The organism is Ancylobacter sp. 3268, assembly GCF_031456575.1.
Classification (GTDB): Bacteria; Pseudomonadota; Alphaproteobacteria; order Rhizobiales; family Xanthobacteraceae; genus Ancylobacter.
Genome location: NZ_JAVDUX010000012.1, coordinates 26077 through 52529, shown reverse-complemented (window position 1 = coordinate 52529; position 26453 = coordinate 26077). Strand labels below are relative to the sequence as shown.

The following is a 26453-nucleotide window of genomic DNA, read 5'->3' as shown; positions in this document are numbered from 1 at the left end:
CATGACCTCGCCTCGCTCTGGGAGGCTTCGGTCCAATTCGCAAGGTAGCGACATGGCTCCCTCCTCCCGCACGGCGTCCCTGCGCCTGCAGCTGATCGATTCCTTCAGCGGCAACTCCAAGTCCATCGCCAACTCGGCGAAGAGTCTCGACCAGGCCCTGTCTCGACTGGGCAAATCCGGCGCGCCCGGTGTCGGCAAGCTTACGCGGCAGCTGGAAGGCCTCCGCGAGAAAGCCGGCGCGATCAACGAGTTCCGTGGTCTTCTGCGCGGGTTGAAGGAAACCTCGGTCGAGATGAAGGTGGCGCGTTCGCGGGTGAAGACCCTCGAGGCAGCCTTCGGCGCCGCGGCCAAGCCGACCAAGCAGATGGAAACGCAGCTGCGCAGCGCCCGAGCGGCGCTGAAGCAGTCGACGCAGGCCTTCCGTGATCAGGGGCAGGCTGCCCTCGCGTCGATGCGTAACCTGCGCACCTTCGGCATCAACAGCCAGAAGGACATCAGCGGGTCGCAGCGCGCCATCCGCAAACAGATGGCCGACACCATCCGGCAGATCCGCCAGATGGACCGCGAATTGCGCAATCGGCCGTCGCCGGCGCCCATACCGCGCCCTAGCCGCCCACCGGCTGTGCCGCGGCCGGCGGGCGGCGGCGCCGGAAGCTATTCCGGACGTAGTCCAGAGCGCGAGAGCGCGGTGGCCGTCGGCGGCGGCATCATTGCCTCCAAGGTGAGGGAGGGAGCGCAGCAGGGCTTCACCTATGCCGTCGACTTCAGCCGGGCGGCTGACTACCAGCAGGCGCTTGGCGGGTTTTCGAGCTCCGAGCGCGGCATGCTGAACCAGCAGGCCAAGGACATCGGCGGCGAGACGCGCTTCTCGAACGTCGATGTCATCCAGGCGCAGACGCAGATCCTGCAGGGCGGTATCCGCGACACCAAGACGATCATGAACCTCACCCGCCAGGTGACGGACTACTCGCTCGCCATGGGTGTCACGCTGGAGGAAGGCGCCGAGACGATCCGCGGCGCGGCGCTCTCCAAGCGCGTCGACCTCAGCGACGTGAAGGCCATCAAGAACTTCGTCGACAGCATGGTCTGGATGGCGAAGAACTCTGGCATGAGCGACGACGACGTCCGCCAGTACATGAAGTATGGCGGGGCATCGACGACCGGCGCCGGGCTTCCGGACCCCTATTCCGCCGCTGTTGGCATGATCCTGCGCCGCTCCGGTGTGCGTGGTGACGAAGCTGGCGTGTTCGCGCGCTCGGCCTCCTCCAAGCTGGTGGCGCCGACCAAGAAGGGCCGCGATGCCCTTGCCGCCATGGGCATCAACTACAGCGACTATGTCCGCATGCCGGACGCCCTCAATTCCGAGGGCATCGGCATCATGATGAAGAACAACTTCGGCAAGCGCCTGACGCCGGAGATGGAGGCGAAGGTCAAGGACTTGCTGGAAAATGGCGAGTTCACCGACCCGGAGACCGGCGAGACTCGCTCGGTCAGCTCGGACAGCGGCGAGTTCGTCACTCGGATGACCGAGATCCTGGAGCCACTGTTCACGGACAATAAGGGAAAGGTGCCCGCTCGAGATGCCTCGGCTCTGTCGAAGGGGCTCGCCGACTACCACAAGTATTCGGTCGATAGTGTTGATGTGGTTGGTCTTTTCAACTCCATCATGTCGAGCAACCCGACCCTTGGAAACCTGAATGCCTTCTTCACTGATCGCCAGGGCGGCCGCGCGAACATGATCGCCCAGCAGTGGGCGCTCTTCCAGCAGTTCCGTCAGATGATGGAGGCGCCACCCACGGGCGTCGCCAACAAGATCGGAACGGAAGCGAATAAGGGCCTCTATGGCGATTGGACCAAGCTGACCGGCACCATCGAGACGGCGCTCACGACGGCAGTACAGGATTGGGAGGGTGTGATCCGCCCGGTCATCAAGACCACCGACGACCTGGTGAGCGAGCTGACTGAAGCTGGGCCGGCCGTGCGCCGGCTGGCCGAGGCGGCGGTGGTGGCGGCCGGCGTGCTCGCCGCCTATGCCTCCTTCAAGGCTGGCACCGGGCTTATCGGCGACGTGCTCGGTCTCCCTGGCGGCGGCAAAGGCGGGCGCGGCCTTGGCAAAGCTGGCGCGGCTGTCGGCGGCGCTGTGGCCGGCAAGGTGGGCGGCAGCCTGCTGAAGCGCATGGGCGTCGGGCTGCTACGTGGCGGCACTGCCGTCGGCACCGGCGTGCTGGCAATGGACGCGCTCGACGAGGTGGACCCGGACGGCAACCTCTGGGGACTGACGGATCCGATCGACGGATGGTTTATCCGCAACTATGGGGTGAACCCGTCGAACATCGGAAAGTCGCGCGCCCGAGGGCAGTACCACTCCTCGGTCGATGCGGCGAAGTCGAAGGCGACCCAGTCGGAGCTCGAAAAGCTGGACTCGGCGATCTCCTCCTGGCCTGACAAGGCCAAGGCGGCGATGGACGATTACGGCTTCGCTATCCAGCAGGGCGGGCCTGAGGCGGAAGCCAAGGCGGCGGAGATCGCCAAGCAGATCGAGAAGGAGTTGTCCGTCACCGGGCATCCCGACGTCGACACCACGAGGTTGGAGAAGGCCCTCAACCTCGCGCGGCAGGTCGCCGGCGCCATCAACGCGATTGGCGGCGGTGGCGGCGGGACCGAGTACGTTACGCCGCCGAACGCCAACAAGTTCGGTGGGCCGCGCGCCGACGGTGGCCCGGTGCAAGCTGGCAAGACCTATCTGGTCGGCGAGCGCGGACCGGAACCGTTCATCCCGTCGCAGAACGGCCGGATCATGTCCAACCGCGATTTCCGCTCAGCAATGGGCGGCGGCGGCCCGATGGTCAACATGCCGGTCACCATCCACCTTCACGGCGGCGCGACCAAGTCCGACGCCAAGATGCTGGTCGATGTCCTCGACCAGAGGCTCAATCGCGCCGTCCAGATCGCATTCGGAGGCGCGAACTACGGAGACGCTTGATGCTCATGGCCTGGGGACCGTTTCGGTTCACCGTCCCGAACTACTCCGTCGAAAGCATCCGGCGATCTCTTCAGCCGCGAGTGGAACCCCAGCCGGTGATTGGCGCCATGCCGTCGATTCACCGACTGGGCCCGGCCAACGAAGCGATCAGCCTCGAGTCGACCTTCCACCCGCGCCACTTGAACGGCCGCGGGCTGGCGCAGCTCGCCGGCGTTCGCCTGGCGGTGAATCGGCTGACCCCGATGCAGCTGGTGCACTTCAACGGAGCCGGCATCAACATCTTCGGCCTCTGGATCGCGGTGAGCCTCGATTCCGAGGAGACCATGCTCGACACACGCGGCACACCGCAGATGGTCTCTGCGCACCTGTCGATGATTCAGTATGGCGGTTCGGAGGCGCGGGCCATCGCCGAGATCGCGGTGCTCGGCACCATGGGCTTCGACACCAGCGGCCTCAGCGTCTCGACGAGCATCACGTATGGCACCGGCGGCGTGGGAGTGAGCGCGTCCGCCGGCGCCCTCAACCTCAGTGCGGGGATCGGACTCTGATGCCTACTCCCGTTTTCCGCGTCTACGCCGATGGCAAAGACATCACGCCGAACCTCACCAGTGCCGGCCTGATGACCATGACGATCACCGACTCCGACGGCGACCAAGCCGACACCCTGCAGATCGACATCGACGACCCTGGCGGAGTGGTACCGGCACCGCGCACCGGCGCCACGCTGAACCCGGTCGGCGGCTACGAGGAGTTGATGCGCGACTTCGGCCAGTTCGTCGTCGACAGCGTCAACTATTCCGGCTGGCCGCAGCGCATCTCCGTCGGCGCCAAGTCTGTAGACGCGAAGTCGGAGGCCAAGAAGCGCGAGCCGAAGGCTTTCCCGCCGGATGACTACCCCACCTATGGCGACATCTTCGAGTCTGTAGCCGGAAAGATCGGCCTGACGCTGAGAATGGACCCGTCGCTGAAGAGCATCAGCAACCAGTATGAAGCTCAGGCCGACGAGAACGCGCTCGAGTTCCTGACCCGCATCGGCGAGAAGATCAACGCCTCGATCACCGTAAAGGCAAAGAACTTGGTGGTGGTAGTGAAAGGCGCCGGCAAATCTGCCAGCGGCGCATCCCTCAGCCGCGTGATCGTATCCTCGGGCGTCGGCGGAAACATCCTGTCCTACTCGGTTAATGTTAAGGACGAGCCGAAGCACAGCAAGGTCAAGGCCAGCTGGTACGACCGCGCGGAGAATGAGTTCAAGACGGAGGAGGAGGACACCGGTCTGGACGGACCCGAGTTCCTGATCCGCACACCGTTCCAGAATCAAGCGGAGGCGAAGAGCGCGGCAGCAGCACAGGCTCGAGAGCTCAAGCGCATGTCGGGCGACGCCAATTTCGCGATCGACGGCGCCCCCTTTGCCCAGTCAGGCGCCATTGCCGCCGTCAGTGGCTGCAGGCAGGGCGTGGACGGTCTCTGGCGCATCGCCACCGTCACCCACCAGTTTTCCGCTTATGGGCCCTACGTGACGACGCTGGCCTGCGGAGAGCCATCCGAGGAGCAGCCAGATGGATAGGGTCGTGACGCGTGCCGATGGCACCACCGTATATGTGACCGTCGATAACGAGATGATCGATTCGATCGCCGAGCGCTATTACGGCACGCACGGCACCAACACCGAAGCGATCCTCGAAGCAAACCCCGGCCTGGCGGATCTCGGCCCGGCCCTAGCGGCGGGCATCGCTATCGTGCTGCCCACCGTCTCGACCCCGAGCGCGGTCCCGACATTCCGACAGCTCTGGGACTGACTTTCCACCCTAGCGACAACTGTCCTGCCAACCGGCGAGCGCAAGCCCGCCGCTCCCGGCGCGCGCCCTGGAGTCATCGATGCCCTGCCAGATCCTCCGCTTTCACCTGAACGCCACAGGCCCATCGGTTCCCGGTGTCGTCAAGAATGTCGATCTCACGGACTCGCATCTGGAACTGGTGATCACGGCCAAATTCATCGGAGACGAGGACACCGAGATCGTGTTGTCCTCGGCAGAAGGGGAGATCGAAATCCTCCCGCCGCACGGCTTCCTGGTCCACTACCCGGAGAACCAGCTCGAAAAGCTGCTGCACGCCTACCGATCCCCTTTCAAGCTCTTTCGGCTGGATGGAGACGAGCGCGAGCCTATCGGCGCCGGCGTGGTCCGGTTGCTGACCAACAGCGACTTCGAGGACGCGCCCCCGCTTGAATTCGAGGCACCTGGTGTGCAGGGCCGGAAGGGCGACAAGGGCGACACCGGAGACGTCACGCCGGAGGCACAGCAAGCGCTCGATGACGCAATCGCAGCCCGGGACGCCGCGCAGCAGGAAGCGGCCGAGGCACGGCAGGCCGCTGAGGACGCCCAAGCTGCGCTCGCCGATGCCCAAGCCGAGATCGAGCGAATTTCACCGCACCGGCTGGATTTCTCCAAGCCGCGCAACTCCCTACTCATGCCCCTCGTTTTCTGGAGCTGATTATGCCCGACTTCGTTAAGTCGATGGATGCCGACGGCTTTGCGCGAAACCTCGCCACCAAGGATCTCGGCTCCGATCTCCACATCCCGAAGTCGCTTCCGAGCGATCAGACCGGCACGCCCTATACCCGCGACAACCCGATGCCGTCGTCTGCCCGCAATGCGGTGAAGGACGACACCGGCGCGCTGCTCTACCCCGACGACTGCGCCGTGACCGCTGTCACCCGCGATGCCAACGGCAACCTGCTGAAGCAGACGATCAGCGACGGCACGACGTCCTGGGTGCAGACGATCACCCGCGACGCCAACGGGAACCTGTCCGCCGTCTCCAAGTGGGAGCGCCAGTGATGCTGAGCGAAGCCGATATCGAGCGCGCCGGCGGCGTCACCTCGCCGCGCCTTGTCCGCAGCCTCAGCGATGATCAACTCATCCGTGAAGGCGTGCTGCCGCCGAATTTCCGCGAGTTCCCCCTGGGCGACGGCGAGCACTATGGCCAAGTGGCCACCAACTGCCGAATCGCCACGGCGCAATCGACGGACGGGTTGTTCAGCACGTTCTCGCATAACCGGCATACCCTTCGAGCGGATGTCACCGAGATCGCCATCGTCCTTCCGAACTGGTTCGCCAATCGCAACGGCGACAAATGGGAGACGGGTATCCAGTCAGGTGTCGTGGCGTCGGTCGGGATCCAGTTCCCGGCTGGCACCATCAAGACGCTCGGCTTTGGCGGCGCCGCCCAGGGCGGCATGGCCGCGGGCGGCCAGATCTGCACAAACTTCATCAAGGTTTCTGACCTGACCAATGGCGCCAGTGAGGTGCTGCCGGCGGGAACGGAGATCGAGACGCGGATCGCGCTCTATGGCTCGGTCGGCTACGCCCATGCCAATTTTCGGCAGAACCAGTACGCCACTTTCCCCGAAGGTTCGACGGCCTCCGGCGGAACCGGCACCCCGGCCCGTGTGCCAGACCTGACTCGGCGCTTCGCGACGGTTGCGACCGATCCGCCGCCGCGCTCCGTTGGCACGTGGCCGGTCGGTATCATCGCCCGCACCACACATCCGGGCGTGCTGATCATCGGCGACTCGATCAACGAGGGGACGGGCGATATCTACGCGGCCGAGGATGCGGTCGACAAAGGTTTCGGCCTCGTCGGGCGCGCGGTAGCCCCGACCCACGCCTATATCAGCGCCGCCATGGCGGGCGATGACATCGAGACCATCCTCCAGAGCCATCACAAGCGCCTTTCGCTGGCGACCTATGTGAAGCGCATCGTCTTCGAGCACGGCGTGAACTCGATCTCCGGCCTCGCGGCCGTCGATCCCGCCATAGCCCTGGCGACCATGAAGACGAACATGCTGGCCCTGTGGAGGCTCGGCGAAAAATACTCAGTGAATCCCGACACGCGGCGGTTCCAGACCACGCTGACACCGGAGACCACCTCGACCGACAACTTTGCCACCGCGAATGGTCAAACCGCGCGCAGCGGCTTTTCCACCTCCGGAAACGGTGTTCGCGAGCAACTGAATGACTGGTTGCGCGATCGCGCGCCACTTATCGGGGGCGCCCCCGCACCCGCATTGACCGGCGCCAGCGGCGCAGTGCGAGCCGGAGAGGCCGGCCATCCCCTCTATGGTGTGTTCGAAGTGGCGGACCAGGTCGAAACCGCCCGCAATTCCGGTCGATGGAAGGTCGACGGGACGGCCAACAAGTGGACTGCGGACGGCATTCACCCCACGCGATACACGAACGACTCCGTGGCCACTTCCGGCGCCATCGATGTCGAGCGTCTGGCGGCTTGAGGAGACTTTCCATGGCCAACCTTGCGCGAACCTTCACTCGCGACCGTCTTCAATCGATCGCTGGCGGCACCGACACCGATTACTGGCTCGTCTCCCACCAGATCCTGGACACCGGGCTCCGGTATCGCGAGCGGGTCATGGTGTTCGCCGACACCAACAACGTGCATTTCCTTGCCCAGAAAGAGGCGGGTCCGCCGGAAGACTGGGAGCGTCCCGCCTTCTTCGATCTCGAAGAACCGATGGAGTGCTTCGCGGTCGAACCATCAGACGCGACGCTCACAGGCTGGCAGTTGCTGGTCCTGCCAGACTGAGCTGACGCGGAACGGGCATTTTTTGGTGCGGCCGGGGGCGGCTTTGCCGAACGCCCCCGGCCGAGCCTGCCGCCTCGCAGGGGAGCCGAGCGGCCGGCCGGCGCAACCATATTCCACTCCCATCGCAAGGAACACCGAAATGGACCCACGTGAGCTGCAGACGCAGCTGACGAAGCTCGGCTATGCGCCGGGGCCGATCGACGGCCGTCCCGGCAAGCTGACCACGGCGGCGACGGTGGCGTTTCAGCGGTCGGTCGGCCTCTACCCCGACGGCATCGCCGGCCCGAAGACGCAGGCGGCGCTGAAGGCGGCCATTGAAGCTCGCGCCACCGTCGATCCGACGCCGGCCCCGCCGCGCCAGAGCATGAGCGCGATCGGCCTCGCCGCGCTGATCAGCCGCGAGGCGCGCAAGCTGACGGCTTATCGCGACACCAAGGGTATCTGGACCATCGGCATCGGCCACACCGCCGCCGCCGGCGCGCCGATCCCTTATGCCGGCCTGACGATCACGGCCGCCGAGGCGGACGCGATCTTCGCCCGCGACATCGTCCAGTATGAGGACGCGGTGCGCGCCGCGATCAAGGTGAGCCTGGCCGATCACCAATTCGATGCGCTCACCTCGGTTTGCTACAACATCGGCACTGGTGCCTTCCCGGGTGCGACCTTTGTGAAGCGGATCAATGCCGGCGAGACGCCCGCGAGGATCCGCGCCGCCATCATGATGTGGCGCAAGCCTTCCGAGATCATCTCCCGCCGCACCGGCGAGGCCGACCAGTTCGTCACGCCCTACAGCGCCTCGCTGCCCAAGGCCCGGTCGACCGATGCACGGCCGATCAGCGTCGCCGCGTAAGGATCGTCATGGAAGAGACGAAAACAATCGCCATCGACGTCAAGGATCATCTTTTCCCAGAGACGTTGTGGTGGATCTCCCTATTACCTCAACCTTCTCTGTGAAGGTGCAATGGGTTGTGAATCAACGATCATCATGGGTAAGGTTGCAACTATCGATTCCAGCGCATCCGAGGAGGTGGCGGGCGAGATCCGCCACCTGGGGCCAATGGCAGATTATCCTCGCCTAGCCTTCACAATGAATGCCGTCCGAAAGGCGGGGGAGCATCTCTCTCGGCATCTGGCTTTCACGCCGGAATCTCACGAAGAAATTGTCGAAACATTCACGGTAGCCAATAGTTGGCGGGATTCGCATATCTATCCCATGCGAAGCATCAGGTATTCTGTTCGCCACCGAATGAATAAAGCTGAGGCATATGGCGTAATGGCGTCGCGACCCAAGACAATGGGATCGATACGCCGCAAGCTAAGGGAATCGACCGTACGCCTCGATCAAATGAATGACCTAGGTGGATGCCGAGCGATCATGGACGAAATAGCTGGTGTTCGCTCGCTGTTGGCCGCGATCGGCGACGAATTTCCCCACGATGCTCGCCAACATTATACCTATATCGACAATCCTAAGAGTGATGGCTATCGTAGTCACCATGTTGTCTTTATTTACCGTCCCCGTTCAAAGGAAGCCGAAGCATTTGACGGGCGCCGTATTGAACTTCAAGTACGGACGCGCCTCCAACATGCTTGGGCAACGGCCGTGGAAGCAGTCAGCCTATACCGAGGTCAGGATCTTAAACACGGCAAGGGCGATCAGGATTGGTTGAGGTTGTTTGCGCTGGCATCAGCGGAGTTTGCATATGTCGAGGGATGTCCAGTTCATCAGGATATGCCTGACCATTCAAGCCGTATCGCCGAGATAAAGGAGCTCGACGGTAGGCTTGGTGCTGCTGCAATGCTGGAGAATATAAAAAACGCAACGCACTACGCGGAAAATTTCGTCTACGAGAGAGGGCCAAAATACTTTCTGATCAGATATTTTCCTGACCACACTGTGAAGGTCGAGAGCTATCAAAGTCCCATCGCAATGTCGAATGATTTTGGTCGACTCGAGGCGACGATTGAAGAGGCTAACGACGGCTCTCGTGCCGTATTGGTTGAGGTAGATAAAGTCGACAAATTGATTGATACCTATCCAAATTACTTTGGAGACGTTTCTTTGTTTGTTTCTAATCTAAGAAGAATATGTGACGGTCGAGAAGCCGTTGAATACACAATGGCACCGCAGGAAGTTGTGGCGCCTACGTCAACCCGTTGGGGTGACGTCGGTTGGCTGAGGAGGCGTTATTCCCGATGGGATGAACGGAAGAAATAGGCCGTCCTTACTTACGCTTATCACAAGGGCCCCGCCAGAAGCGGGGCCTTTTCATTTGGAGACCACCATGAGCACGACCTCAAAGGCGGCGGCGCAAGCCGTGCTGGCCTCGATCACGCCTGCCATCGCGGCGGCAACGCATTCGGCTGTGAGGAGGGAGGCTGTCGGCCTCGCCGCTGGTGAGGCGGTCGATACCGGACGCATCGTCAAGGAGGTGTCGGCCGTCGTCATAAACCAGACCAACAATGAGCCGTGGTTCCTTTCGCGCGTCACCTTGTTCGCCATCGGCGGCATTCTCACCACGCTTTACACCGCCGGGCTCGACTTCAGCGACGGCACGCCGCCGACCGTAGAGGCCTTCAGCGGCTACCTTGCCGCCATCGGAACGCAGTTCGGCGTGCTCTACGGCCGCTGGGTCGCGAAGAAGCCCCTCGGGAATTAAGCGGCGCGGCAGGGGGCGGGAATGGATCTGATCCTCCAGAAGCTGATCGAATGGGGCCCAGGAGGACTCCTCGCCGCCTTCTTCGGTTGGCTGCTGGTGCAGCGGGAGAAGCACATCGAAGCGCTTCAGCAGCGCATCAACGACCTCCAGGACAAGAGGGTGGAGGAAAGCCGCGAGGACGTCGCGAAGATGTCGACCGCGCTGGTCACCAGCACGGAAGCGATGGACGCCAACAAGGAGTCCATCGACACCCTGCGACGAGTGGTTGAGGCCGGGATGAACCGCGGAGGCAGCCGATGAGCGCTTGGGCTTCCCTACTCATGAAGGTTTTCGGGGTCGGGCGCGTGCAACGACCGATCACGACGGAGGCGAACGACGCCATGACGGCGGCTATCCGGCAGCGCCTGGAAAGCGCCGTAGAGGAGCAAGTCAAAGCCGCTGAAAACCTCCGCGTCGCCGGAGAGGAAGTCCGGGGCGCCGCGATCGCCGCGATCCGACACATTGAGAACAGGGGGCACCGGTGAGCGCCGTCGCGAATTTTGTCCGAAGCCACCTCTTCTGGATTGTGGCCTTCCACACCGTCGGCTTCTTGGCGGCCGTCACATTTCTGCCCCCCGAGATCTACTTCCCGGTGCTGCATGCCCTCCGGCTGTGCGTCGCCGCGGTGGTGATCGCCACTTTCTCGCCGGGCATTTCCAATCTTCTTGCCCAGCGAGAGCTCGATCAGGGCTCGCAGCTTATCCTCGGCATCTTGCTGGTATGGGCGAGCGAGTTCTGCATCGGCCTCTGGTCGTTCGTATGGCGGGTCAGCGATCAATCCTGGATGCTGAACTCGCCGGCGCTCGCCGCGCTTCTCTACATGAAGGTGCTCGGCGGAACGATGCATGTCACGTCGCCGCGCGACGTCGGCGGGCTGGTGCCGCGACGCAGCTGGATTCTGCTCATTGCCGGCACGGCGATCGCCGCGCTGCTAGCGGGCATCGTCATCGGGGCGCAACTTCCTCGCTTCCTGGTGCCGGGATGAAGCTGAACGTGCCAGGCGCTGACCATGTGGGCTTCGACGAGCGATCAGGCCGCCTCTTCGTGGTCAGGGCCCACAACGACGTGATGGGCGAGATCCGCGAACTCCGGCGGCAGGCCCGCGCCGTCCTGGCAGCGTGCGACGCCGCCGAGTCGGTGCTGCGGGGTGCTCCGCCGCCTCCCCACTTTCTCGACCAACTCACCCGCGAGGGAATCTGAAATCTGCGCTGCGCCGCGGATTCCGACGGCGGCTTGCCGGCGATGACGGGGTCCTGTCGCCCATACACGTCCGTTTCTCCCCCCTGCCCGCTCTCCTCAAGGAGGGCGGGCCTTTTTTCGTTTCTGGCGCAACCTCGGCCTCGGCTTCTCGTTGTTGCGGGATGTACATGCCAATGGATCCCGTCTTCATCTGGGAGACCGACAGCACCAAGCGCACTCTGGCGGATGTCGAGGGTGCAGCCCGATTTCTGCTGGAGCGCTGGCCGGCGCCCATCGACACGGATCTTCACCGAGCCGCCCGTCAGGCCGCGCTTGACGCGATGAACGGCGTCATCTTCGTGGCGGATTTCCGGGCCGCCTTCGTCGCCGCGGCCGAAGAGGCCGGGATCCTGGCCTAGCCCCGTTTGCCGAGAGCGCGGTAGTCGGCTTCGAGTTTTGCGATCTCATCCGGGGAGAACGGCCATTCCCCTTGGATGACCAGGCCGCCACGGATCTCGTTGGCGGTCACCGGCCAAAAACGATCAACAAGCTTGGCGGCCTCCTCACGGCTGTAGCCTCTTTCCATGAGGTCGATTGTGCAAAGGCGCCGAGCATTAATTTCGAGGTTACGCATGTCGGTATTTTAATGTGGGCCGGCAAGCTTGTCGACGATCACTCCAGATCGTCCGGCGTGTCACCATAGCGCGCGATCACCACCGCCGGTTCGAACTCGCCTTGGCTCGGATCACCGGTGCGCGAGAAGGCCACCGCGCCAGCGTTTTGCCGAGACAGAACGAGAGCCTTTGAGGCCGCCGAGGTGGCGCTCTGCGCTTCGATCGCTTCCAGGGCGACGAGGTCGCCCTCCTCATTCCGCACGAACGGCAGCACCACGTAATAAGTCACGCTCGCCATTTGCGTCGCTCCTCCGGTTGAGCACCGAGAGGAGGTTCTATCACCCCTTACCCCGGAGGGCTTGTTCTATTTTCGTTCTCATGGAATCAATCCGCCCATCAACCGATGGAGCCGACCATGCCGAGCGAGCAGCCGCCCGCCGAACAGCAGCCTATTGTCATCACGGACGTGGATGTTGATGAGGCCATAGCGGCTTGTGGCGGCGACGCGCGCGAGGCGATCCGGACACTGCTGATCGCCGGCCAGTTCATGAGGCCGATCTCAAGGAAGCAAGGCAAGAAACGAGTTGGGGTTACATCCGGGCTCGGGCCTCGCGGAAGCTGAAGGATGCCGCGCAAGGGTGATTGACATGGTCCAAGGAAGCTATAGCCCGCCCAATATTCTCAGCCTCCGCAATCACGGTTGGCGCATGGGCCTCGAATGCCTGAAGTGCGGACATCGGTCGGTGCTGACGACTGACGATTTGATGAAGCACAGCCAAGTCGCCGAGATGGGCAGCCTCGATGAGATGGCGCGTAGGGCGAGATGTGGGCCGTGTGGCGGCAAGGGTGCAAGCTGGCAACCGATCAAGAGCGAGGCCGAAGCTAAAGAGTGGTCGTGCCAAGCGCCGTTCTAGGCTGCAGCCGGCCGCTCCACGATCACGATCTGATCGTCCGGCAGCGGCCGCTGAAGCGCCTTCGCTTCATCCCATGGCGCGCGCAACCAAACGTCGCGCTCCTCTGCCGTGGTGAGGATCACCGGCATGGCCTTGGTGTGGACGGACCCGACCACCGCATTGGGTTCGGTGGTGAGAAAGCCGTAGAGGTCGGCGGTGATTTCGCCCTCCCTGATCTTCCGCACGCCCGTCCAAGTGGTCGAGATCCCAGCGAAGAAGGCGAGCGGCTCGTCAGGCGACAATGCGAACCATGACCAGGTGTCGGGCCCCTTGGCGCCGGCCGGGGGCTCCGAGAACGATGTGAAGGGCACCAGGCATCGATGCTCGGGGCCGAGCCAGCGCTGCCAATGGCGGCTGGCGGTATTGCGGATGTTGGTGACGCCCTTATCCGGCTCCATCCGCAGAAGAGCCTTGAAGTCGACGGCTTGGCCTTTCGCCTCCAGCTTGGCGGCGCGCTTCTTCGTGGCCTCCATCTGTACGACCTGAGATGTCGGCATGCCCCAGCGAGCCATGACGATCTCCCGCTGGCCGTCGGCGGCGGTGCGCACGATCGGCGCCGGATAGTCGGGATAGATGCCCGGCTGTGGCGCCAGGTTGCCGGCGCCATTGCGCAGGGTGCCGACGAGGTCGGTGATCGCCTGCAGGTTTGAATGGTGGCTGTAGAGGTTACACATTGCTATGTCCTACCCCGGATTTGCGCGACGCAAATTTCCGCCACCTCGATAGTCGATCTACCCGCGATGCACGAACTTATCCACAGTTTTCGCAACGCAATTTTCTGCCCTTTTTCCCTCTGAATTACATCCAGGGACAATTCATCCCCATGGGCATCATTTTCGTTCCCGTTCTGTTTTATCATCGGGCTTGGCGCCGAAGAGCGGCTCGGCTAACTTCATCCTAGGATAAATCTTGCGTCACGGCTTCTAGGTCGGCGCTTCGCGTCAATCCTCCTACCAACTTCGGCGAAGTGCCGAAGGGCCGAGCGGATGTTCCGCTCAACTAGGAGCAAGTGAAGATGACGAAGAAGAAGGTTTGTCCCGTGGTGTCGCCAGTGTCGGTCACCGACTACAAGCGCCACCGCTTTGGAAGGTGGGAGCATGTCCGCTCTCACTGCCGGCGCCTGCCGAGCCATTGATCGGCCCGACAGGCAATTTCTCCGCAGGACTTGGCCCCGCTTTGGCGGGGCCTCTTTTTTATCGGTCGACGTTGGTTCGTCCGATTTGGCGAACACTCGCACATGCCCGCCCATCGCGCAACGCATCGGCACGCACCGGCTTGAACCGCCGTGCATCTCGACGCGCCGCATGCCCCATCTGGACACCGACAGGCATCCTGCCATCCTCATTTCTGAGGTGAGAAATGTCGAGCATCATAGGCGACCCATTCTGGCGGGCGGGGGAATTCCTCATGACAGAGGCAGCGGGTATGTCAGCCGGGGATTTGTCCGGTTGGGCGCAGGCCGTCGGCGCCATACTGGCGATCTGGGCTGCATGGTGGCAGGGGCAACGCAGCGATCGCAAGAGATTGGACGCCGAGGCTGAACAAAAGAAAATCAATTATGAGATTGCTGAGGACATGTTCCGGCGGATATCAAATTCTCTCTACGAAGCTGCGAAAATGATAAAGGATGGCTACGGGTCTTTGTATTTTGCCGGTGACTCGCTCTCAGAAGTGCGATCTTCCTTGTCGATGCTCGATATTCTTGTGATGGCGCCGCTCCCTGGCAAAGAAGCAGCGATCGACGTTCAAACTATGCGAACACTTGGATTTTACGCTCAGACGCAACTCACCCGCGCGAGGATCGCAATTGAGCAGCGGAGCCCGCGGGATGACGTTGTCAAAATGCTCATAATCCCACTGGGTGAAGTGCAACCCTATGCATACATTCCCCGCGACAGGTGCGGTCCGCGCAATCCAAAAGACCTGACAGAACTCGGCTCGCGACGGAACAGCTCAGCACCAGACCTCTCGATCTTCGATCAGGAAATTGCAGAGCTCAGCAATCGCCTTCACGAAATCCGTAAGGCAAGGACTTCTCGGCAGACTGACGAACAGGAACAGAATGGTGGGCGATACAGGGATTGAACCTGTGACCCTCCCCGTGTGAAGGGGATGCTCTCCCGCTGAGCTAATCGCCCATTCCAGTCCTGGACCGTGTCAAGGTTCCTGCGAACCTAAGCACGGTCCTCGAAGGCTTGGCGGTGCTGAACGGAGCACTTCGGTGTGAAGGGAGTGCTCTCCCGCTGAGCTAATCGCCCGCCGCCATCGAGGTGGCGGGATTTACTGGGTCCGACCGATGGGTGTCAAGCGCGCATGCGCGTCATCCACGCCTCATCTGCCCGCGACGGCGCGCCTCTCGCCGGTTCGGCAGCGCGCCGGGCATCGCCTCAGACGCGGACGAGCAACCGCGCCACCGTATCCGGCAGCAGGTCGAAATGCTCGATCAGCACGTCGCCGCCCAGTTCGGCGGCCGGGGTCTCGGTATAGCCGAACGGCACCACGATCGAAGGCACGCGGGCATTCTTGGCGGTGGTGACGTCGGTCAGGCTGTCGCCGACCATCACCGCCCATCCCCGATCGCCGCCCGCCGCCTCGATGGTGCCGATGAGATGGCCGGCATCCGGCTTGTGGACGCCGAACGTGTCGGAGCCGGCGATCACCGCGAAGCGGTCGGCCATCTCCAGCCGCTCCAGCAGCCGGCGCGACAGCCATTCCAACTTGTTGGTGCACACCGCCAGCACATGGCCTTCCCCGGCTAGCCGGTCGAGCGCCGCCAGGAGGCCGGGGAACGGGCGCGATTCGTCGGCGATGTGGTCGGCATAATGATCGAGGAAGCGTAGATAGAGCTGCTCCACCCGCTCCTCCGGCAGCACCAGCCCGGCGGCGTCGAGCCCGCGCTGCACCAGCGCCCGGGCGCCGGCGCCGATCATCTTGCGCGTCTCCTCGTGCGGCAGCACCGGCGCGCCGGCCTCGCGCAGGATGATGTCGAGCGTGTTGAGCAGGTCCGGCGCGGTGTCGACGAGCGTGCCGTCGAGATCGAAGGCGATGACGGACAGGCGGGCGGCGGTCGACATGGCAGCTTCCTGAATGTTGCGGAGAAGCGGGGTGCAGGACGCCATCTGCCTACAATCCCGCCGCTTTCCCTGTCCAGCTTGCACCCGGTGCACGCCGCATGGCGGAGTGCTAATGAGGCGATGCATTCGGGAGAACACATATGACGTGCTTGCGCTTTTCCGTCCTGCCGCTGTGGGCCAAAGACGTGCGGCATATCGCGCTCGCGGCCGTGCTCGGCCTGCCGCTGGCGGCGCTGACAGGCGGGCTCGCCCTGGCTCAGACCTCCGCCTCCCCGCCTGCCGGCACCTCCTCGACCCCGGCGCCCGGCCAGCCCTCGGGCGGCGGCGATGGCTATGTGTTCGGCTCCCCGCCCTCGGTGCAGGCCAACCGGCTTTATTCGATCAATGCCCGTACCGGCGAGGTGTCCGCCTGCCAGTTCGAGCGGCCGGAGGGCAGCGTCGTCGGCGTCACCCGGTGCTTCCCCCGCGATGCCAGCGCCGGCCCCGGCGAGCCCGGCACCTATGACATCATCGCCACCCGTTATTCCGGCGAAACCGGCGTGTTCCGCGTCAATGTGAAGACCGGCGCCATGAGCATCTGCTATGTGCGCGACATGCCGAAGGAAGGCGGCGGGGTGGAAGCCTCGGTGGTGTGCACCGCCCCGGCGCGCTAAACGCCCGGCGCGGGCTTGTCCGCGCTGCGTTTCGGGGGTAGGCAGCGTCTCCAGTCTTCCGGGAGCGTCCTCGTGTCCGATGTCGAAACCATGAAGCGTCAGGCTGCCGCGCTGGCGCTGGAATCTGTGCGCGGCGGCATGAAGCTCGGGCTCGGCACCGGCTCGACCGCCAAGCATTTCGTCGAGCTGCTCGCCGAGCGGGTGGCCGAGGGCCTCGAGGTGGTCGGCGTGCCGACCTCCGAGCAGACCCGTGCCCTCGCCGAGAAGCTGGGCGTGCCGCTCGGCACGCTGGACGAGTATCCCGCGCTCGACATCACCGTCGACGGCGCCGACGAGATCGGCCCCGGCCTCGCGCTCGTCAAGGGCGGCGGCGGCGCACTGCTGCGCGAGAAGATCGTTGCCAGCGCCTCGCGGGAGATGATCGTCATCGCCGACGCCTCCAAGAAGGTGGAGACGCTCGGCGCCTTCCCGCTGCCGATCGAGGTGGTGGATTTCGGCCTCGCCGCCATCCGCCGCGGCATCGCCGCCGCGGCCAAGGCGGCCGGCTGCCATGGGGTGCTGACCCTGCGCCGCAAGGCCGACGGTCATGTTTTCGTCACCGATCAAGGCAATCTCATCCTCGACGCCGCCTTCGGCGCGATCCCGGATCCAGCGGCGCTGGCGGCGCTGCTGTCGAATGTGCCGGGCGTCGTCGAGCACGGCCTCTTCATAAATCTGGCGAGCCGCGTCATCCTCGCGGGGCCCGCCGGCGCGACCACGATCAGCCGCGCCGAAGCATGAACGTCAGGGAGTTTCGAATGAACGTTCCGTTTTCCGGACGTGAGGCGGCCGGCAGCAAGACAGGCCATGCAGGGCGGACCGGCGCGTTCGCCGCGCCGCGTGCGCTGATCGCCGCCGCGACGCTGGCGCTCGGCGTCCCGGCGCTCGGCGTGATGGCCGTCGCTCCGGCGCAGGCCCAGACCGCCGCCCCTGCGGCCGCGGCGGCGCAGCCGAGCCCCGAGCGGATGAAGCTCGCCAACGAGCTGCTGGTCGCCAATGGCGAGGCGTCGAGCTTCGATTCCATCATCCCGACCATCATCGAGCAGGCGGCCGGCAGCTTCGTGCAGGCCAATCCCGACCTGATCCGCGACCTGCGCGACGTGGCGAAGTCGCTGGTGCCGGAATTCGAGGCCCGCAAGAGCGAGATCACCGCCATCCTCGCCCGCACCTATGCGGCGCAGTTCAGCGAGGCCGAGCTCGGCGAGCTGCTGGCCTTCTACCGCTCGCCCACCGGCCGCAAGCTGGTGGAGCAGCGCCAGGAACTGCTGGACGAGGGGCTGAAGGGCATTCAGGCCTGGAGCGCCAAATTCGCGCAGGAGGTCGAGGGCCGTGTCCGCGCCGAGATGAAGAAGCGCGGCTTCACCATCTGAGCCCCGCCGGGCGGGCGCCGGCCGGCAGCAAAGCCGGCAATGCATCCCGCCCGGCCGCCGCCGCGTCACGTGAACGTCAACCTCGTGTTTGCGATTTGCCCGGCATAATCTTGTCGATGTTCCGGCAATGCGCGTCGCGCACGCGGTGAAGCCGGGGCGACGGACGCTCGGCACCCTTTGGGTGGAGCAATGCATGGGGCAGACGATGGGACTTAAGAAACTTGCCGTCGCGGCGATACTGGCCGGCTCGGCCCTGCTGGCGGCGGCGCCGGCCATGGCCTTGGACAATCCGTTCCTGCGTGCGTTCCCGCGACCTTTCGATTTCGGCGTCGGCCCCAAGAGCGGCTATCGCGGCGCCTCGTCGATCCCCCGCCAGACCGTCGCCTATAACGGCCCCTATTCCTCCGGCACCATCGTCATCAATACCGCCGAGCGCCGGCTCTACCTGGTGCAGCCGAACGGCACGGCGCTGAAATACGGCATCGGCGTCGGCCGGGACGGCTTCCGCTGGTCGGGCAACAAGACCATTACTCGCAAGGCGGAATGGCCGGGATGGACGCCGCCGCCGCAGATGCGCAAGCGCGTTCCCGGGCTGCCGAGCTACATGCCGGGCGGCATCGACAACCCTCTGGGCGCCCGCGCCATGTATCTCGGCTCCAGCCTGTATCGCATCCACGGCTCCAACGAGCCGGAGACCATCGGCCAGGCGGTGTCGTCGGGCTGCTTCCGCATGACCAATGACGACGTGACCGATCTTTATGAGCGGGTCAGCGTCGGCACGCGGGTGGTGGTGCAGAACTGATCGCTGCGGCAGCCGCTGCCGGCAAGAGCAGGGCCCCGAAGGCCCTGCTCTTGCGAAAGGCTCTCAGCTCGCGAGCCGCTGCCGAAGCGCGTCGAGGTCGGCGACGAACCACAGACTGCGGCCGGCATTGGCCTCGCGCACGAAATCGTTCAGCGCCCGGCTGGCGGCGGCTGGCCCGGCGATGTCGCCGACAAAGGCGAGACGCAGCCCGTAATTGACGAACTTCTGGATCGCTTCGCCCGCCACCCGGTTGCGCAGCTCGAAGAAATCGGCGGCGAGGCGGGCGAGCGGTATCGCCACCAGCTGCGCCTCATGCTCCCAGGCGGCGGCGATGAAGGCGTTGGCATCGGCCGCGCGGGCGAGCGGCGGCCCCTGCGGGGCGCAGAGCAGCACCCGCACCCCGGCGATCTCGTGAACGCAATCATGCGCCACCGGCGGCATGGTCGGCAGCCTCAGTGCCGGCGCAGCGAACCCGGCGCGTCGCGCGACAGGTTCTTCGCCGCCAGTTGCTGCAGATAGCTCTTCCAGCGCTCCGCCTGCTCGCGGCCCAGCGTGTGCAACGTCTCCCAGCTGTAGATGCCGGTCGAATGGCCGTCGTCGAACAGGATGCGCACGGCATAGTGACCGACCGGGAGCACCTCCTGGATGCGCACCTCGCGCTTGCCGTCGACCAACTTGCGGTCGGCGGGGGAATGGCCCTGCACCTCTGCCGAGGGGCTCTCGACGCGCAGATATTCCGCCGGCAGCGCGAAGCTGCTCCCGTCCTCGAAGCTGACGGTCAGGGTGCCGTGATCCTTGTGGACCCTCAGCTCGGTGGGCCAGGGCACGTTTGGCGGGGTGGCATCGGTCACGGGCATGTCCTCTTCGCGGTCACTCTCACATAAGCGAAGGTAACGGCGCCGCCAACCCCGGCTGCCGGCGCCGCTGGAACCGTGCGATGCAGCAAAATCGAGTGATATCAGCGATCAAGCGATAGAGGCGAGCGTCTTGGCATGGCAGGATGCAGATCATAAATAGGGTGGCGAGCCATTCTCCTCGGATGGTCTCGGCAGCATGGGAGCAGACGCCTTGGCCCAGATGAGCGAATTGGCCCAGACGAGCGAACAGCGCATCGACCTTGCTTTGCGCGAAGCCGCGCGGGCGCCGCTGGTCGATACGTTCGGTCGTGCGGTTTCCTATCTGCGCGTCTCGGTCACGGATCGCTGCGATTTCCGCTGCGTCTATTGCATGGCCGAGCATATGACGTTCCTGCCCAAGCCGGAGCTTCTGACGCTCGAGGAGCTCGACCGCCTGTGCTCCGCCTTCGTGGTGCGCGGGGTGAAGAAGCTGCGCCTCACCGGCGGCGAGCCTCTGGTGCGCCGGGACGTGATGACGCTGTTCCGCTCCCTGTCCCGCCATCTGGATTCCGGGGCGCTGGAGGAACTCACCCTCACCACCAATGGCTCGCAGCTCGCCCGCTTCGCTTCCGAGCTCGCCGCATGCGGCGTCAAGCGCATCAACGTCTCGCTCGATACGCTCGATCCGCAGCGCTTCCGCGCCCTGACCCGCTGGGGCGACCTCGGCAAGGTACTTGCCGGCATCGACGCAGCGCAGGCAGCCGGCATCAAGGTGAAGCTCAACGCCGTCGCCCTGCGCGGCGACAATGAGGATGAGATTCCCGGCCTCATCGAATGGGCGCATGGCCGCGGCATGGACGTGTCGCTGATCGAGGTGATGCCGCTGGGCGAGACCGGCGCCGAGCGGCTCGACCAGTATCTGCCGCTCTCCACCGTGCGGGCACGGCTGGAACAGCGCTGGACGCTGTCCGACATCGCCTATCGCACCGGCGGCCCGGCCCGCTATGTCTCCATCGCCGAGACCGGCGGCCGTCTCGGCTTCATCACGCCGCTGACGCATAATTTCTGCGAGGGCTGCAACCGGGTGCGCGTCACTTGTACCGGCACGCTCTATATGTGCCTCGGCCAGGAAGACGCCGCCGATCTGCGCGCGCCGCTGCGGGCGTCCGAAAGCGACGAGGCGCTGCACGCGGTGCTCGACGACGCCATCTTCCGCAAGCCCAAGGGGCACGATTTCGTCATTGATCGTCCCGGCCGCCCGCCGGCACTGCGCCGTCACATGAGCGTGACCGGCGGCTGATTCGGCCTCGATCGACCGTCTCGCGCATGCCGCATGGCAGCCGCGCGTGAGCGCACCTTGCTGCGTTGCAACAGCATGTGCATTTTTGGGAACGGTCCGGCCTGCTAGTAAGCAGCCGGGAATCACCTCATTGCATCGCGCGAGTCACCCATGCAGCTGCCGCTGTTGGCCTTGGCCATGGCCTCCTTCGGGATCGGCACCACCGAGTTCGTCATCATGGGGCTGCTGCCCGAGGTGGCGGCCGATCTCGGCGTCACCATCCCCGCCGCCGGCCTCCTCGTCACCGGCTATGCGCTGGGCGTCGTCATCGGCGCGCCGATCGTCGCCATCATCACCAATTCGCTGCCGCGCAAGGCGACGCTGATCGGCCTCGCCAGCATGTTCGTGATCGGCAATTTCCTCTGCGCCGTCGCGCCGGATTACTGGATGCTGATGGCGGCGCGCGTGGTCACCGCCTTCTGCCACGGCGCCTTCTTCGGCATCGGCGCCGTGGTCGCCGCCAGCCTGGTGCCGCCGAACCAGCGCGCCAGCGCCATCGCGCTGATGTTCGCCGGGCTGACGCTGGCCAATGTGCTCGGCGTGCCGCTCGGCACCGCGCTCGGCCAGTTCGCCGGCTGGCGCTCCACCTTCTGGGCGGTGGTGATCATCGGCCTGCTGGCGGTCGCCGCCATAACCCTCTGGGTACCGTCCGCCATTCCGCACACCAGCGGCAACATCCTGCGCGAGTTCCGGGTGCTGAAGCGCCCGCAGGTGCTGCTCGCCATGGCGATGAGCGTCATGGCCTCGGCGAGCCTGTTCACCGTCTTCACCTATATCGCGCCGCTTCTGCGCGAGGTGACCGGCCTCACCCCGCACGCCGTCACCATCGTGCTGCTGCTGTTCGGGGTGGGCATCACCATCGGCAACATCCTCGGCGGCAAGCTTGCCGACTGGAAGCTGATGCCCTCGCTGATGGGCATCTTCGTCGGCCTCGCCGTGGTGCTGGTGGCGATGGTGTTCACCAGCGCCCATGAGCTGCCGGCGGTGGTCAACGTGTTCATCTGGGGCGTCCTGGTGTTCGCCGTGGTGGCGCCGATCCAGGTGCGGGTGGTGGACGCCGCCATCGGCGCGCCCAACCTCGCCTCGACGCTGAACCAGGGCGCCTTCAACCTCGGCAATGCCGCCGGTGCCTGGATCGGCGGCGCGGCGCTGACCCTCGGCGTCGATTACGCGTCGCTGCCCTGGGTCGGGGCGGCGCTGGCGGTCGGCGCGCTCGGCCTGTGCGTCTATTCCCGCGATCTCGAGCGGCGCGGCGAGCCGGTGTCGCATATGGGCGCCGCGCCGGCCGGCGCCGGCCATGGCGCCGGTGCCATGCCCGAATCCGTCGCCTGCGAGGAGCGCTGAGCAACCGATTGTTGCGAAGTTCCCGCTAGGCTGTCCTCTCGCCGCCCCTTCCGCCGCTCTCGCTCCCGCGCCCGCTCCCATGCACGATCAGAAATCCAACCGCCGCGGCATCCTGCTGATGATCGGCGGCTCCGCCTTCTTCGCCGGCAATGATGCGTTCTCCAAGCTGGTGCTGACCGGCCAGGGCCTGCCGCCGTCGCAGATGATGGCGGTGCGCGGCCTCATCGCCGCGCTGCTGCTGATCACGCTGATGGCCTGGCGCGGCGAGCTGCGCCAGCTGCGCCACGTGGTGGACGGCCGCACCATGCTGCGCTCCTGGTCGGAAGCCACCGGCACCTACATCTTCATGACCGCCCTCGCGGTGATGTCGATCGCCGATGCGGCCGCCGTGGTGCAGATCACGCCGCTGCTCACCGTGGCGGCTGCGGTGATGCTGCTCGGCTCGCCGTTCGGCTGGCAACGCTGGCTGGCGCTGGCGATCGGCATGCTCGGTGTCGGGCTGATCATCAAGCCGGGCGCGTCGAGCTTCGATCCCGTGGCCATCCTGCCGGTGATCACCGCGCTGCTGATGACGCTGCGCGATTTCATCACCGGCCGCATCGGCCGGCACGTGCCCAGCCTCGTCATCACCTTCGGCACCGCGCTGTGCGGCATGGCGCTCGGCCTCGCCGGCGCCGCCTTCGAGGAGTGGAAGCCGCTCGACCTTCATACCCTGCTGCTGATCCTCGGCGGCAGCTGCACGCTGATCCTCGGAAACGGGCTGACCATCGCCGCCTTCCGCGGCACCGATCCGGCGGTGATCGCACCGTTCCGCTACACGGCGGTGGTCTGCGCGGTGTTCCTCAGCGCCATCCTGTTCGGCATGGTGCCGGACCTGGTCTCGGTGGCCGGCATGGCGCTGATCGTCGCCGCCGGCATCTACACCGTGCGCGACAATGATCGCCCGCGCCTCGATCCGCCGCGCCGGGCCGGTGCCGCCGAGGTGAAAAGCGGCGCCGCCTGACCGGGGACGCCGCTTCCGGGACGGTCGTGCTTACCCGCGCTGGCGGGCGCGGATCATGTAGCCGTCATAGGGATATTCGCCGACCTGCCACCACAGATAGCCTTCATTGCGGAAGGCGAGCATCGAGCCGTAGATCTCCTTGAACGCCTCGTTCTTGGCGGAGATCTCCGCCATCAGCTCGGTGTTGATCTTGTAGGCGGCGTCCATCACCTCGATGGGGAAGGCGCGCAGCTGCGCGCCCTGCGCCACCAGCCGGCGCAGCGCTGCCGGATTGCCGGCGTCGTATTTCGCCAGCATGTCGGCATTGGCATAGGCGCTCGCCGCCTTGAACACCGCCTGGTAGTTCGCCGGCAGCTTCTGCCACGCCTTGTCGTTGGCGATGAAGTGGATGGTCGGGCCGCCTTCCCACCAGCCGGGATAGTAGTAATAGGGCGCCACCCGCACGAAGCCGAGCTTCTCGTCGTCGAAAGGCCCGACGAACTCGGCGGCGTCGATGGTGCCCTTCTCCAGCGCCGGATAGATGTCGCCGGAAGCGATGTTCTGCGGCACCAGGCCGAGCTTGGCCATCACCTGCCCGGCAAGCCCCGGCAGCCGCATCTTCAGGCCGCGAATATCGTCGAGCGACTTGATCTCCTTGCGGAACCAGCCGCCCATCTGCGCGCCGGTATTGCCACCGACGAAGCCGACCACGCCATATTTGGCGAGGAACTTGTCCTGCAGCGCCTGCCCGCCGCCATGATACATCCAGGCGGTCTGCATGCGGGCGTTCAGCCCGAACGGCAGGGTGGTGAACGGCGCGAAGGACGGGTCCTTGCCGATGTAATAATACAGCGCCGTCTGGGCCAGCTCGACGGTGCCGTTCTGCACCGCGTCGAAGGCCTGCAGGCCGGGCACGATCTCGCCGGGGGCGAAGACGTCGATCTGGAAGGCGCCGTCGGTCGCCTCCTTCACATATTTGGCCAGCAATTCGCTGGCGCCGAACAGCGTCGGCAGTGCCTTGGAATAGCTGGTGGTCAGGCGCCAGCGCACGCTCGGCGCGGTCTGGGCGAGCGCGGGAGCGGCCAGCGTGGCGGCAGCGGTGGCGATGCCGGCACCCTTGAGAAGGGCGCGGCGCTCGAGGGAGCGGGTCATCGTCGTCAATCCTTGGGTTCGGGGGCCGTCCCGCGGGCATGGCGCGCGCGGGACGGGCACGGATCAGCCGCGCGAACGGGCGCGGATCATGTAGCTGTCATAGGGATATTCGCCGACCTGCCACCACAGATACTCGTCGTTGCGGAAGGCGATCAGCGACTCCAGCACCTTCTTGAAGGTGGGGTTCTTCGCCGAGATTTCGGCATAGAGCTCGTTGGTCGCCTTGTAGGAGGCGTCGAGGAACTCGGGCGGGAACGGGCGCAGCTGCGCGCCTTGCGCCACCAGCCGGCGCAGCGCCGCCGGGTTGAAGGCGTCGTACTTAGCCAGCATGTCGGCATTGGCATAGGCGGTCGCCGCCTCGAAGATCGCCTGGTAAGCCTTGGGCAGCCCGTCCCATTTGGCCTTGTTGACCACGACGTTCATGGTCGGCCCGCCATCCCACCAGCCGGGATAGTAGTAGTAGGGCGCCACCTTCACGAAGCCGAGCTTCTCGTCGTCATAGGGGCCGACCCATTCGCAGGCGTCGATGGTACCCTTCTCCAGCGAGGGATAGATGTCGGAGGGAGCGATCTGCTGCGGCACCACGCCGAGCTTGGCCACCACCTGCCCGGCAATGCCGCCGATGCGGAACTTCAGCCCCTTGAAGTCCTCCAGCGTCTTCACTTCCTTGCGGAACCAGCCGCCCATCTGGGTGCCGGTATTGCCGCCGAGGAAGCCGACGAGGTTGTATTTCGCCAGGAACTCGTTCTGCAGCTCGCGCCCGCCGCCATGGTAGAACCAGGCGTTCTGCTGGCGGGCATTGAGCCCGAACGGCATGGTGGTGAAGCAGGCGAAGGTGGGGTCCTTGCCGGTGTAGTAATAGAGCGGCGTCTGCGCCACCTCGACGGTGCCGTTCTGCACCGCGTCCAACGCCTGCAGGCCGGGCACGATCTCACCGGCGGCGAAGGGCAGGATGGTGAAGCGGCCATCGGTGGCCTCGCTGACATATTTCGCCACCAGCTCATTGGCGCCGAAGATGGCGTCGAGCACCTTCGGCACGCTGGCGGTCAGCCGCCAGCGCACGGTCGGGGCGGTCTGGGCGATGGCGGGAGTGGCGAGCGTGGTGGCGGCGAGGCCGGCAGGCGCCAGCGCGCCAAGGCCGGCAGCGGTGAGCAGATCGCGGCGTTTCATCGAGAGGCCTTTCCTTCATCCCGCCTTGCCCGTCGTGACCGGCGCGGGACATTGAGCGGGATGTCTTTGCTACAGCCATCCGCCGAGAGCAATCGCTGATGTGACGCTTCGACGAATTGCACCGCCCCATCCGGCCATCCGCCGCAGGCAACCGCGCGGCGGGGAACGGCCGGGCCACACTGGCGGCGCACCGACGCGGGACGCATCGCGGCCGCATTTCGGGGCGATGAAGCGGCGTATAGAATGAAGGCGTCGACGTCCCCGGAACAGGAGAACGCCGTGCCCCGCCTTCTCGCCACGCTGCTCGCCACCCTCGCGCTCGCCCTCGGCGCGCATGCCCTGCGCGCCGCGATGCATGGCGGGCACCGGGCGACCGGCACCCCGTTCCAGCAATGCATGGCGCGGGCGAAGAAGACCTATGGACCCGGCACGCTGCCGGAGGTGATCCGGAACCAGTTCACCGTGGAGTGCGAGGCGACCGTCGGGCGGTAAGCTCCGGCGGCCTTTGCGGGACCCGGCACGACCCGGCAGGTCGCGCTCCGACACGAAAATGCCCGGACCATGCCGGGCATTTCGCTCGCGGGATGAACCGGCGCGGGACAGGGCCGGCATCGGGGGCTGAACGACACATCCGGGACCGGCCCGGACATGTCGTGGCAGCGGCA

34 protein-coding genes and 1 tRNA gene are annotated in these 26453 nt (G+C 65.2%); 26 read left to right on the top strand and 9 right to left on the bottom strand.

Translation table 11 applies throughout. The features are described from left to right. Positions 1-52: 52 nt before the first annotated feature. The 16 genes from J2X65_RS17255 to J2X65_RS17180 all read left to right on the top strand — a co-directional run bounded on the left by J2X65_RS17255 (position 53) and on the right by J2X65_RS17180 (position 11879). Entirely contained in the window at positions 53-2983 is a 2931-nt protein-coding gene (locus tag J2X65_RS17255) for a phage tail tape measure protein (protein ID WP_310203262.1), read from the top strand. Continuing rightward, a complete protein-coding gene (locus J2X65_RS17250; RefSeq protein ID WP_310203261.1) occupies positions 2983-3531 on the top strand; it encodes a phage tail protein in 549 nt (182 codons plus the stop codon). Before J2X65_RS17255 ends, J2X65_RS17250 begins: the two co-directional genes overlap by 1 nt. Next, entirely contained in the window at positions 3531-4547 is a 1017-nt protein-coding gene (locus tag J2X65_RS17245) for a late control protein D (protein ID WP_310203259.1), read from the top strand. The genes J2X65_RS17250 and J2X65_RS17245 overlap by 1 nt, the downstream gene beginning before the upstream one ends. Further along, positions 4540-4779, top strand: coding sequence for a tail protein X (locus J2X65_RS17240; RefSeq protein ID WP_310203257.1), 240 nt, complete (start codon positions 4540-4542; stop codon positions 4777-4779). The genes J2X65_RS17245 and J2X65_RS17240 overlap by 8 nt, the downstream gene beginning before the upstream one ends. Positions 4780-4858: 79 nt before the next feature. Further along, entirely contained in the window at positions 4859-5473 is a 615-nt protein-coding gene (locus J2X65_RS17235; RefSeq protein WP_310203255.1) for a hypothetical protein, read from the top strand. Between the two features lie 2 nt (positions 5474-5475). After that, positions 5476-5820 (top strand): hypothetical protein, encoded by a 345-nt coding sequence (locus J2X65_RS17230; RefSeq protein ID WP_310203253.1) that lies wholly within the window; start codon positions 5476-5478, stop codon positions 5818-5820. After that, positions 5820-7271 (top strand): hypothetical protein, encoded by a 1452-nt coding sequence (locus J2X65_RS17225; protein WP_310203251.1) that lies wholly within the window; start codon positions 5820-5822, stop codon positions 7269-7271. The genes J2X65_RS17230 and J2X65_RS17225 overlap by 1 nt, the downstream gene beginning before the upstream one ends. A gap of 11 nt (positions 7272-7282) precedes the next feature. Then, positions 7283-7582, top strand: coding sequence for a hypothetical protein (locus J2X65_RS17220; RefSeq protein ID WP_310203249.1), 300 nt, complete (start codon positions 7283-7285; stop codon positions 7580-7582). 139 nt (positions 7583-7721) lie between these two features. After that, positions 7722-8432: a glycoside hydrolase family protein gene (locus J2X65_RS17215; RefSeq protein ID WP_310203247.1), complete on the top strand. Its 711-nt coding sequence runs from the start codon at positions 7722-7724 to the stop codon at positions 8430-8432. 135 nt (positions 8433-8567) lie between these two features. Next, on the top strand, positions 8568-9800 hold the full coding sequence (locus J2X65_RS17210) for a RelA/SpoT domain-containing protein (protein ID WP_310203245.1): 1233 nt from the start codon (positions 8568-8570) through the stop codon (positions 9798-9800). Positions 9801-9867: 67 nt separating this feature from the next. Then, on the top strand, positions 9868-10242 hold the full coding sequence (locus J2X65_RS17205) for a hypothetical protein (RefSeq protein ID WP_310203242.1): 375 nt from the start codon (positions 9868-9870) through the stop codon (positions 10240-10242). A gap of 21 nt (positions 10243-10263) precedes the next feature. Then, positions 10264-10542, top strand: a complete 279-nt coding sequence (locus J2X65_RS17200) for a hypothetical protein (RefSeq protein ID WP_310203240.1) — start codon at positions 10264-10266, stop codon at positions 10540-10542. Further along, positions 10539-10766: a hypothetical protein gene (locus tag J2X65_RS17195; protein WP_310203238.1), complete on the top strand. Its 228-nt coding sequence runs from the start codon at positions 10539-10541 to the stop codon at positions 10764-10766. The genes J2X65_RS17200 and J2X65_RS17195 overlap by 4 nt, the downstream gene beginning before the upstream one ends. Continuing rightward, complete coding sequence (locus J2X65_RS17190) at positions 10763-11266, top strand: hypothetical protein (protein WP_310203236.1); 504 nt, start codon at positions 10763-10765, stop codon at positions 11264-11266. Before J2X65_RS17195 ends, J2X65_RS17190 begins: the two co-directional genes overlap by 4 nt. Then, complete coding sequence (locus J2X65_RS17185; RefSeq protein WP_310203234.1) at positions 11263-11481, top strand: hypothetical protein; 219 nt, start codon at positions 11263-11265, stop codon at positions 11479-11481. Before J2X65_RS17190 ends, J2X65_RS17185 begins: the two co-directional genes overlap by 4 nt. A 173-nt stretch (positions 11482-11654) precedes the next feature. Further along, a complete protein-coding gene (locus J2X65_RS17180; RefSeq protein WP_310203232.1) occupies positions 11655-11879 on the top strand; it encodes a DUF982 domain-containing protein in 225 nt (74 codons plus the stop codon). Here the strand turns inward: J2X65_RS17180 and J2X65_RS17175 are convergent. Together J2X65_RS17175 and J2X65_RS17170 are read right to left on the bottom strand one after the other, a co-directional pair. Continuing rightward, entirely contained in the window at positions 11876-12094 is a 219-nt protein-coding gene (locus J2X65_RS17175) for a hypothetical protein (RefSeq protein ID WP_310203230.1), read from the bottom strand. The genes J2X65_RS17180 and J2X65_RS17175 overlap by 4 nt on opposite strands. Positions 12095-12132: 38 nt before the next feature. Beyond that, positions 12133-12372 carry a hypothetical protein gene (locus tag J2X65_RS17170; RefSeq protein WP_310203228.1) on the bottom strand — a complete coding sequence of 80 codons (240 nt, stop codon included), beginning with the start codon at positions 12370-12372 and terminating at the stop codon, positions 12133-12135. Between the two features lie 117 nt (positions 12373-12489). On the opposite strand from J2X65_RS17170, the gene J2X65_RS17165 reads away from it, so the two are divergent. Beyond that, a complete protein-coding gene (locus J2X65_RS17165; protein WP_310203226.1) occupies positions 12490-12696 on the top strand; it encodes a hypothetical protein in 207 nt (68 codons plus the stop codon). 288 nt (positions 12697-12984) lie between these two features. Here J2X65_RS17165 and J2X65_RS17160 read toward each other — a convergent pair whose 3' ends face one another. After that, a complete protein-coding gene (locus tag J2X65_RS17160; RefSeq protein WP_310203224.1) occupies positions 12985-13701 on the bottom strand; it encodes an SOS response-associated peptidase family protein in 717 nt (238 codons plus the stop codon). A 733-nt stretch (positions 13702-14434) separates the two neighbouring features. Here J2X65_RS17160 and J2X65_RS17155 point away from each other — a divergent pair. After that, positions 14435-15112 carry a hypothetical protein gene (locus J2X65_RS17155; RefSeq protein WP_310203222.1) on the top strand — a complete coding sequence of 226 codons (678 nt, stop codon included), beginning with the start codon at positions 14435-14437 and terminating at the stop codon, positions 15110-15112. Here the strand turns inward: J2X65_RS17155 and J2X65_RS17150 are convergent. Together J2X65_RS17150 and J2X65_RS17145 are read right to left on the bottom strand one after the other, a co-directional pair. Beyond that, positions 15091-15165 (bottom strand) — tRNA-Val (locus J2X65_RS17150). The two genes, J2X65_RS17155 and J2X65_RS17150, sit on opposite strands and share 22 nt — an antisense overlap. Before the next feature lie 249 nt (positions 15166-15414). Then, complete coding sequence (locus J2X65_RS17145; protein ID WP_310203220.1) at positions 15415-16101, bottom strand: HAD-IA family hydrolase; 687 nt, start codon at positions 16099-16101, stop codon at positions 15415-15417. Positions 16102-16241: 140 nt separating this feature from the next. On the opposite strand from J2X65_RS17145, the gene J2X65_RS17140 reads away from it, so the two are divergent. The 4 genes from J2X65_RS17140 to J2X65_RS17125 all read left to right on the top strand — a co-directional run bounded on the left by J2X65_RS17140 (position 16242) and on the right by J2X65_RS17125 (position 18965). Continuing rightward, positions 16242-16754 (top strand): hypothetical protein, encoded by a 513-nt coding sequence (locus tag J2X65_RS17140; RefSeq protein ID WP_310203218.1) that lies wholly within the window; start codon positions 16242-16244, stop codon positions 16752-16754. A 90-nt stretch (positions 16755-16844) separates the two neighbouring features. After that, positions 16845-17534 carry a ribose-5-phosphate isomerase RpiA gene (rpiA, locus tag J2X65_RS17135; RefSeq protein WP_310203649.1) on the top strand — a complete coding sequence of 230 codons (690 nt, stop codon included), beginning with the start codon at positions 16845-16847 and terminating at the stop codon, positions 17532-17534. Positions 17535-17551: 17 nt separating this feature from the next. Continuing rightward, complete coding sequence (locus J2X65_RS17130) at positions 17552-18163, top strand: DUF2059 domain-containing protein (RefSeq protein ID WP_310203216.1); 612 nt, start codon at positions 17552-17554, stop codon at positions 18161-18163. 193 nt (positions 18164-18356) lie between these two features. Then, positions 18357-18965 (top strand): L,D-transpeptidase, encoded by a 609-nt coding sequence (locus J2X65_RS17125; RefSeq protein WP_310203214.1) that lies wholly within the window; start codon positions 18357-18359, stop codon positions 18963-18965. A gap of 63 nt (positions 18966-19028) precedes the next feature. On the opposite strand, the gene J2X65_RS17120 is transcribed toward J2X65_RS17125, so the two are convergent. Together J2X65_RS17120 and J2X65_RS17115 are read right to left on the bottom strand one after the other, a co-directional pair. Further along, positions 19029-19406: a DUF4180 domain-containing protein gene (locus tag J2X65_RS17120; protein ID WP_310203212.1), complete on the bottom strand. Its 378-nt coding sequence runs from the start codon at positions 19404-19406 to the stop codon at positions 19029-19031. A gap of 11 nt (positions 19407-19417) precedes the next feature. Then, a complete protein-coding gene (locus J2X65_RS17115) occupies positions 19418-19822 on the bottom strand; it encodes a DUF971 domain-containing protein (protein WP_310203210.1) in 405 nt (134 codons plus the stop codon). Between the two features lie 220 nt (positions 19823-20042). On the opposite strand from J2X65_RS17115, the gene moaA reads away from it, so the two are divergent. From moaA to J2X65_RS17100, 3 genes are all read left to right on the top strand, one after another. Then, positions 20043-21101, top strand: a complete 1059-nt coding sequence (gene moaA, locus J2X65_RS17110) for a GTP 3',8-cyclase MoaA (RefSeq protein WP_310203646.1) — start codon at positions 20043-20045, stop codon at positions 21099-21101. A gap of 150 nt (positions 21102-21251) precedes the next feature. After that, positions 21252-22484, top strand: coding sequence for an MFS transporter (locus J2X65_RS17105; RefSeq protein WP_310203208.1), 1233 nt, complete (start codon positions 21252-21254; stop codon positions 22482-22484). 79 nt (positions 22485-22563) lie between these two features. Further along, complete coding sequence (locus tag J2X65_RS17100) at positions 22564-23487, top strand: DMT family transporter (protein ID WP_310203206.1); 924 nt, start codon at positions 22564-22566, stop codon at positions 23485-23487. 30 nt (positions 23488-23517) lie between these two features. On the opposite strand, the gene J2X65_RS17095 is transcribed toward J2X65_RS17100, so the two are convergent. Together J2X65_RS17095 and J2X65_RS17090 are read right to left on the bottom strand one after the other, a co-directional pair. Then, a complete protein-coding gene (locus J2X65_RS17095) occupies positions 23518-24618 on the bottom strand; it encodes a TRAP transporter substrate-binding protein (protein ID WP_310203204.1) in 1101 nt (366 codons plus the stop codon). A gap of 63 nt (positions 24619-24681) precedes the next feature. Then, the gene (locus tag J2X65_RS17090; protein ID WP_310203202.1) at positions 24682-25788 is read right to left on the bottom strand and encodes a TRAP transporter substrate-binding protein; all 1107 of its coding nucleotides are present in this window, start codon (positions 25786-25788) and stop codon (positions 24682-24684) included. A 279-nt stretch (positions 25789-26067) separates the two neighbouring features. Between J2X65_RS17090 and J2X65_RS17085 the strand changes: the two genes are divergently transcribed. Then, a complete protein-coding gene (locus J2X65_RS17085; RefSeq protein ID WP_310203200.1) occupies positions 26068-26280 on the top strand; it encodes a hypothetical protein in 213 nt (70 codons plus the stop codon). Positions 26281-26453: the final 173 nt, after the last annotated feature.